This is a genomic window from Pseudomonas avellanae BPIC 631 (assembly GCF_000444135.1).
Classification (GTDB): domain Bacteria; phylum Pseudomonadota; class Gammaproteobacteria; order Pseudomonadales; family Pseudomonadaceae; genus Aquipseudomonas; species Aquipseudomonas avellanae.
Map to the genome: position 1 here is coordinate 1 of NZ_ATDK01000334.1, position 7,412 is coordinate 7,412.

The 7,412-nt window shown below is 60.1% G+C and carries 6 protein-coding genes and 1 pseudogene; all 7 read right to left on the minus strand.

All coding sequences use genetic code 11. From position 1 onward, the window contains the following. Positions 1–102: 102 nt before the first annotated feature. Entirely contained in the window at positions 103–741 is a 639-nt protein-coding gene (locus DW49_RS0120370; protein WP_003378296.1) for a response regulator transcription factor, read from the minus strand. Beyond that, complete coding sequence (locus DW49_RS0120375; RefSeq protein ID WP_024420742.1) at positions 741–1,808, minus strand: sensor histidine kinase; 1,068 nt, start codon at positions 1,806–1,808, stop codon at positions 741–743. Before DW49_RS0120375 ends, DW49_RS0120370 begins: the two co-directional genes overlap by 1 nt. 49 nt (positions 1,809–1,857) lie before the next feature. Beyond that, positions 1,858–3,162: an ABC transporter ATP-binding protein gene (locus DW49_RS0120380; protein ID WP_005621975.1), complete on the minus strand. Its 1,305-nt coding sequence runs from the start codon at positions 3,160–3,162 to the stop codon at positions 1,858–1,860. Between the two features lie 31 nt (positions 3,163–3,193). Further along, positions 3,194–4,948, minus strand: a complete 1,755-nt coding sequence (locus DW49_RS0120385; RefSeq protein WP_005621977.1) for an ABC transporter permease — start codon at positions 4,946–4,948, stop codon at positions 3,194–3,196. 364 nt (positions 4,949–5,312) lie between these two features. After that, positions 5,313–6,176 carry a methyl-accepting chemotaxis protein gene (locus tag DW49_RS1000000134320; RefSeq protein WP_407719243.1) on the minus strand — a complete coding sequence of 288 codons (864 nt, stop codon included), beginning with the start codon at positions 6,174–6,176 and terminating at the stop codon, positions 5,313–5,315. 39 nt (positions 6,177–6,215) lie between these two features. After that, positions 6,216–7,235: pseudogene (locus DW49_RS1000000134325) on the minus strand (methyl-accepting chemotaxis protein); the annotation flags it as partial. Beyond that, on the minus strand, positions 7,232–7,412 hold a 181-nt coding region (locus DW49_RS1000000133395; RefSeq protein WP_206539577.1), incomplete at its 5' end, for a hypothetical protein. The pseudogene DW49_RS1000000134325 and the gene DW49_RS1000000133395, both read right to left, overlap by 4 nt.

Consider the following 7,412-nt stretch of genomic DNA (forward strand, 5'->3'; position numbering starts at 1 on the left):
GCGAACAAGTTCGCTCCCACCAAAGCTCGTGGATACCTGAGCGTCGCCCGCTCCGCATGGCCTTCGGCCAGAATCAGAGGCGAACGAATGCGCGCACCGGAATCAATGAAGCTCTTTAAGCCGCTCGGCGAACTTGACCAGATCAGCCAGCGAGTCGGCCTCCATCTTGCGCATGACCGAGCCGCGTCGAACCTTGACGGTGATTTCACTCACGTTCAGTTGCGCGGCAATCTGCTTGTTGAGCAAGCCGCTGACGACCAGCGCCATCACCTGCTGCTCGCCCTGATTGAGGCTGGCGTGGCGGCGCTGCAACCGGGCTTCGATCGCTGCGCTCTGGCGACGGCTGCGATCCTGCGCCAGCCCTTGCTGGATGGCATCCAGCAGGTCCTGCTCGCGAAAGGGTTTGGTCAGAAACTCGATCGCGCCCGCCTTCATCGCCCGCACCGACATGGGAATGTCGCCATGCCCGGTGATGAAAATGACCGGCAGAAAAATCCCGGATTTGGCCATATGCTCCTGAAAGTCCAGGCCGCTCATGCCCGGCATGCGGATGTCCAGAATCAGGCAGCCCGGCGCATCAGGGCGTGAAGCCTCCATGAATTCCTTGGTCGAGCCGAACAACAGGCTGCGCAACCCGACCGACGCTAACAAGTCCTCCAGCGAAGAACGCACCGACAGGTCGTCGTCGATCACATAGATGATCGGCTCTTCGGCCTGCGGGACAGCAGCGAGTGTGGTCATCAGGTTTCCATTTTTCCGGTGGGCAGCGTGAAGTGAAACGTAGCACCGATCGACGGGTTGGGCGTGACCCAGATGCGTCCGCCGTGGGCCTCGATGATCGACCGGCTGATCGCCAGACCAATCCCCATCCCCTCTTGCTTGGTGGTGTAGAAGGCATCGAACAGCCGGTCGGTGTTGTCCGCCGGCACGCCGATGCCATTGTCGCGCACCGCGAAACCGATATCGCCGCCCTCGCGCCAATCGACGCGAATCTCCAGCTGCGCCTGATCTGTCTCGACCTTGCTCATCGCATCCACGCCATTAAGCATCAGGTTGAGCAGCACTTGCTGGATCTGCACCCGGTCGGCCAACAGCGGCGGCAAACCCTCCGGGACCTCGACCGTCAGTGTGACTCCCTGCGCGTCTATTTCGCTGTGCGCCAGCGCCACGATCTCGGCCACCGTGTCGGCCACGCTGATCCACTCCTTGTAGGTCGACGAACGCTTGGCCAGCGCGCGCACCCGCACGATGATATCGCCAGCACGATTGGCATCACCGATCATGCGCTCGACTGCCTGTCGGGCCTTTTCCAGGTTGACCGGCTCGGCGGCCAGCCAGCGCTGACAGGCGTTGCCGCTGATGACAATGGCTGACAGCGGTTGATTGACCTCGTGGGCAATGGACGCAGCAAGCTCGCCCAACTGATTGACCCGGGCGATCTGTGCCAGCTGTGAACGCGCCTCATGAACCGTACGGATGGCCCGAGCCAGGCGCAGCGCAAGCCAGGTGGTCATGGCGATGGCCGCCAGGCTGATGAAACAATTGACCAGCCCGGACGCCTCGCTGCCTCTGGAGGTGGTCAGCTCGTAACTGATCACTGTCAGCACCATGCACACCAGCGCAATGACAATCACGCCCCTGACCGGCAGGAGCATGACGGCCAGCAAGACCACCGCGATCTGGAACACGCCCACGGCGATCTCCAGATCGGTCAGGGTGTCGGCGACCGCGACAACCAGCGCCAGCAACAGCAACGCGACCCACCTGACTGCCAGCGCAGCCTTGCTACAGGATTCCGGCTCGTGCATCTGCACCCTCTCGCTCTTCAAAAGGCCCGCCGAGTATGTCTTACAAACCTCAGGACGGGTTATCCAGGCTGAACTGATCGGCCAGCTCATCGTACGCGAACAACTCGGCGTAGCGGCCCCATTGGGTGACAGCATTCAGGGTCTGCATGGCGTCGCTTTCGGACATGAAGTCTTCCAGCTGATCGCGAAAACGCCGCGCCGGAGCCGTGTGCGTAGGGCGATCATCCAGCACCCGCCGAATGTGCGCGACCAGCGGCACGAAGCTCAGCAGATGCTGGGCAAACAGCTGCTTGCGCTCGTCTACATCCGCCAGCGCATAGCGATTCGCCGCCGGCAGCAAACGTATGTCGCCGCCCTTCAGCTCGGCAAAGCGCAGCAATTGCAGGACTTCGGCAATCGGAAACAGCTCGTCGGCGTTGTAATGCAGTGCGCTGGCCAGCTCCGGCAGGTCGGCCTTGAGGCTGTAAGGCGGCGCATGGATCGCTTCGATCAGACCGGCCAGCGCATTGGTGGACACCTGCGGCAAGACCATGCCCAGCCCGGTACCCGGAAACACGCCCTGACGAATCTCGCCGGCATCGTTGTCCTGGGTCATCAGCACGTAGATTTCTTCCACCAACGCCCGGAAAATCGGGTCCTGACGATTGCGCGGCTGCGGCAGATCGACCTTGATCTCGCTGATCACCCGCCCAGGATTGGAGGAGAACAGCAGGATGCGATCGCACATCAGCACGGCTTCGGCAATGTTGTGCGTGACCATCAGAATCGACTTGATGGGCATGCGCCCTTCGCTCCCCATGTCCAGCAGGTCTGTGCGCAGAGTTTCGGCGGTCAGCACATCGAGCGCAGAAAAAGGCTCGTCCATCAGCAGCACGTCAGGGTCGATCACCAGCGCGCGCGCCATGCCCACGCGCTGGCGCATGCCGCCGGACAGCTCTTTGGGGTAAGCGCTTTCAAAGCCGTCCAGGCCAATCAGATCGATGGCCGCCAGCGCACGCTTGCGACGCACGGCAGCGGGCACACGCTGCGCCTCGAGCCCGACTTCGACGTTTTCCAGCACGGTCAGCCACGGGAACAGGGCGAAGCTCTGGAACACCATGCCCACCGACATCGCCCGCCCTTGCGCACGACGAGGGAAATTTACCTCGCCCTCGGTCGGCACCACCAACCCGGCGATGGAACGCAACAGGGTGGACTTGCCCGAGCCTGAGCGGCCCAGAAGACCGACGATTTCGTTCTCGTTGAGTTGCAGTGTCACGTCTTCCAGCATCAGGCGCTCTTTGCTGCCTTTGCCGTATACGTGTCGGACCTTCTGAACATCTACCAGGCAACGCGTTTCGACAGCCATCATCATGGCGCCCTCCCTAAAACAAAATCACACAAAATCACACCAGACTCAGACGTCGCTCGGCAAACCCGTACAGCGGGCGCCACAGCAACCGGTTGAACGCGATCACAAAAATCGACATGACGACAATGCCCAGCGCGACGCGTGGAAAATCACCCGCCTGAGTCGCGTTAGCGATGTAGGAACCCAGCCCGGCCGCCTGCAGATGCTGATCGCCCCACGACACGGCTTCCGCGACGATGCTGGCGTTCCATGAACCGCCCGACGCCGTCAGCGCGCCGGTGACGTAGTAAGGAAACACGCCCGGCAGCGCCACACGACGCCACCATTGCCAGCCGCGCATGTTGAACATGCTGGCTGCTTCGCGCAGGTCAGTCGGCAGTGCGCTGGCCCCGGCGATCACGTTGAACAGGATGTACCACTGGGTGCCGAGCACCATCAGTGGCGACAGCCAGATGTCCGGGTTGAGGTGCAGGCCGACGATGGCGATCACCGCAAAGGGGAACAGCACGTTGGCCGGAAACGCTGCCATGAACTGCGCAATCGGCTGCAACCGCTCGGCCCAGACCGGGCGCAGGCCGATCCACACACCGATGGGCACCCAGATCAGGCTGGCAATGACGATCAGCACGATCACCCGCAGCATGGTCGCCAGCCCCAGACCAAACGCGCTGACCATGTCGCTGAAGCCCAATGACGCCTCGATGAAACGGAACAGGTAGACACTGGCGGTCAGGCAACCTGACATGACCAGCGCCAGCCACAGGTAGTCGATAACACGCACGACACCGGGCGTGGGCTTCACTTTCCACAGCCGGAAAACCCCGCGCCCGTTGATCAGCATCAGGCCTTTCCACGGCGCAGCCAGCAGCGCACTCAACATGGGTGCCACACGCGAGCGGCCCAGCAGGCTGTACATCCACGAGCGGGGACGCTTGGACGATGCGGTTTGTTCGAAGCGGAATTTGTCCGCCCACGCCACTATCGGGCGGAACAGCAACTGGTCGTAGGCCAGAATCACCAGCGCCATTGCGCCGACGGCCCAGGCAATCGCAGCAAGGTTTTTCTGCTCGATGGCCAGCGCCAGCCAGGAACCGATGCCGGGCAGGTTGACGGTGGTGTCGCCGACCGAAATTGCCTCGCAGGCCACCACAAAAAACCAGCCGCCGGACATCGACATCGTCATGTTCCACACCAGCCCCGGTATGGCGAACGGCAGTTCCAGCCGGGTGAAGCGCAACACAGGGGACAGGCCGAACTGGCGGCTGACTTCACTCAGGTCGCTGGGCACAGTGCGCAGCGACTGATAGAAACTGAACGCAAGGTTCCACGCCTGGCTGGTGAAGATGGCAAAGATGGCGGCGCATTCAACGCCCAGTTGCAGGCCAGGAAACAGGCCCATGAAGAACGTCACCGTGAAGGTCAGAAAACCCAGCACCGGAACCGACTGAAGAATATCCAGCGCAGGAATGATGACTTGCTCAGCCTTGCGGCTCTTGGCCGCCAGCGTGGCCACGACAAAGGTGAAGATCAACGACGCCGCCAGCGCAATGAACATGCGCAGCGTGGTGCGCAATGCGTACTCGGGCAACCGCGCAGGGTCGAGGCTCATCGGGCTTGAATTGAGCACGTCAATCGGCTGCAGCATCTGACCTGCGCCAAACAGCACCAGCGCGATAAACAGCGCAAGTAAGGCCAGACAAAGACCATCGGCCCAATACGTATTACGCGCACCGTGTTTTACAAAACGGGGCGCACGCAGGCTTTTACCGAGTTCAAATATAGAATGCATTGCTCACCTCGAATCCGCTGCACAGGCGCAGGCCAGTCGGCTTTACGAGCAGACGGGCTTTCAGCGATTACAGATAAAGGGCATTAATGGCTGCCGGGTAATGAGGTAAAGCTTATAGAGGTTTGAACAATAGATATAACCTGCAAAAGTAGGTCATGTTTATCTGTCAGTATGGGTTATATATACCAACGTATACTGCTACGACTAACGTGCTGATAATTAACTATCGTGCGACGCTCCGCGTCGTATGCCGTTCTGGACGCTCTGCGTCCGATCTTGAATGCGCGGCGCAGAGTGGTGACGCAGATCGTCACGCACCGCATTCAGACACTGGAGCGTGTGCAACGATAGATGCCCCCCCTCATCACACCCGGAAGTGGCTGACCATCATCTGCAACTGGCCACCCAGGCGGGCCAGTTCGACGCTCGATGCTGCGGTTTCTTCGCTGGCTTCGGCGGTCTGTTCGGACACGTCGCGAACGTTGACGATGCTGCGGCTGATTTCGTCGGCGACTGAGCTTTGTTGCTCGGCGGCCGCTGCGATCTGCTGGTTCATGGCCTGGATGTTCGACACCGTACGGGTGATGCTTTCCAGTGACGTACCCGCCTTGCGCGTCAACTCGACGCTGCTGTCAGTCAGCGTGCGGCTGCCCAGCATGATGCCCGACACCTGACGAGTACCGTTTTGCAAGGCAGCGACCAAACCTTCGATTTCTTCGGTGGACTGCTGGGTACGCTGGGCCAGGCCGCGCACTTCATCGGCAACCACTGCAAAACCACGACCCGCCTCGCCCGCACGCGCGGCCTCGATGGCCGCATTGAGCGCCAGCAAGTTGGTCTGTTCGGCAACCGCCTTGATCACGTCCATGACCTTGCCGATCTTGTCGCTGTCCTGCTCCAGCACATTCATCGCATCAGACGAACGGACGACTTCGGCAGCCAGTCGTTCGATCTGCTGGATGGCTTCGCCCACCACCTTGTCGCCCTCACGCGCCTGCTTGTCGGCATCCGATGCAGCAACGGATGCCTGCTCGGCGTTGCGCGCAACTTCGTGAACAGTGGCGGACATCTCGTGCATGGCAGTGGCGACCTGATCGGTCTCGACCTTCTGGCTGTTGACGCCAGCGCTGGTCTGCTCGGTGACCGCCGACAATTGCTCGGCAGCGCTGGCAATCTGCGTCACGCCGTCGCGAATCCCGGAAATCAGGTCGCGCAGGGTTGCGCCCATGCGCTGGATGCCCTGTTGCAACACGCCCAGTTCGTCGCGTCGGGTGATGGCCGCCGAATGGGTGAGGTCGCCGGACGCAATGCGCTCGACAATGGCCAGCGTATCGCGCAGCGGACGGGTGATCTGGCGGGTAATAATGACGGCCGCCAGAATGCCGAACAGCATCACCAGCACAACACAGCCTATCTGCAAGTTACGCGCTTTGGCGGTATCTACCTTGGCGAGTTGCATCTGGATGCCATACAGCTCTTCGCCCAGCTTGACGATGGCCGCACCTTGCGTGGTCAGGTCTTTACGAACTGCGCCAGCGGTCTGGGTCGTCACCTTGAACGCATCGATCGAGGCACGGTAGTTACGCAGAGCGGTTTCCAGTTGCGTAATCCGCTCGCGATTGCCCGCATCAAAAGCGGATTTCAGTTTGTCCAGATGGCTGATGGCAGTATCGAGCAGTTGGAAGACAGCCTTCTCGGTCTTTTCATCCGGCTTGGCGGTGTAACCACGCACTTCATTGCCCACCAACATCAGGTCCTGCCTGGCAGTGTTTACCAACAAGGCCTGGTCGAAACGCGCCGGCTCCGAGGGGTCCATCTGCATCACGGCGGTGTTCAGCGATTCAATGGTTTGAGAAGCTGCGCCAGCATGGGTGGCCATCTCGCCACGCACTTTGGCACCGGCCTGATACGCCGCGCGCATGCGGTTCAAAGAGGCTTCGTAATCGCGGGTGATATCCGCCAGCTCACCCAGAGGCTTCAGATTGAGCGGGTTGGTGAACTGTGTCAGCAGCGATTGCTGGTGCGTGCGGAAGACGTCCAGTTTGCTCTGCATGTTTTGCGCGGCGGTTTCGTCGCCGTCGGTGAGCATGTATTGCAGACGCGCAACCCGCAGGTTGGTCAGGTTGTTGCTGAGTTCAGTGATGTTGCCGATTCTGTCGGTGCGATAGATGAGTTTGTCGAGGCTGGTCCAGCCGACAAAGGCGAGAATGGCAGTGAAAAAAAGAACTGTCCCAAAGCCCAATGCCAACTTCATGTTGACACTGATATTCGCAAAGCCGCTGTTCATAAAATCTCCTGATTATGCTTTTTTAAGTGCACTGAAAGAGCTGAAGATTTGTTTTTATGGACAGCAAAACCGCGCGCTAGTGTACTGTTTTCGAAATAAGTTACCCATAACCTGCAAGCTAAGCTATTGATAAGATTTGAATTTTCCGTTAGTTGGTGGCTGATTTTTTCGAAAACA